Here is a 943-nt window from a genome sequence, read left to right as displayed (position 1 = left end):
GCATTACAGGCCAGGATGGAGCCTATTTAACTGAATTGCTTTTAAGCAAGGGATATGAAGTACACGGAATTAAACGCCGTAGTTCTTTGTTCAATACCGATAGGATCGATCATCTATATCAGGATCCACACGATACTGAAATTAAATTAACTCTTCATTACGGGGATTTAAGTGATAGCACGAACTTAATCCGCATTATACAACAAGTGCAGCCAGATGAAATATACAACCTGGGTGCAATGTCGCATGTTAAAGTAAGTTTTGATACGCCTGAGTACACCGCTAATGCTGATGGAATTGGTACATTGCGTTTGTTAGAAGCTATCCGTATTTTAGGGTTAGAGAAAAAGACTAAAATTTACCAGGCTTCTACATCCGAACTTTATGGATTAGTGCAAGCCGTTCCGCAATCGGAAACTACGCCATTTTACCCGCGTTCTCCATATGCTGTAGCTAAAATGTATGCTTACTGGATCACTGTAAATTATCGTGAAGCATATGGCATTTACGCATGTAACGGTATTTTGTTTAATCACGAAAGCCCTTTACGCGGCGAAACGTTTGTAACTCGTAAAATTACGCGTGCTACTGCTAAAATAGCGATGGGGTTACAGGATAAATTATTTTTGGGTAATCTCGATGCTCAAAGAGATTGGGGGCATGCAAAAGATTATGTGGAAGCTATGTACTTGATATTACAACAGGAAATAGCAGAAGACTATGTAATAGCTACGGGCGTTACTACCCGCGTACGTGAATTTGTGCGTATGGCTTTTGCTGAGGTTGGTATTGAAGTTGAGTTTAAAGGTGAAGGTGTAGATGAAAAAGGGTATGTGGTAAGCTGTAGCAATCCAGATTTTCAAATAGAAGTGGGAAAAGAAGTTGTTGCTGTTGATAAAGCATATTTTCGTCCAACCGAGGTCGACTTACTTATAGGCGATCC

At 40.1% G+C, this 943-nt stretch carries 1 protein-coding gene; it reads left to right on the top strand.

Going from position 1 to position 943, the window contains the following annotated elements:
* Positions 1–2 precede the first annotated feature (2 nt).
* On the top strand, positions 3–943 hold a 941-nt coding region (gene gmd, locus AC1DPZ_RS28030; protein WP_477409714.1), incomplete at its 3' end, for a GDP-mannose 4,6-dehydratase.

It is taken from the genome of Mucilaginibacter sp. P4_G9, assembly GCF_056400985.1.
The sequence above is the reverse complement of the archived record's forward strand: the minus strand, read 5'-3'. Positions and strand labels throughout refer to the sequence as shown.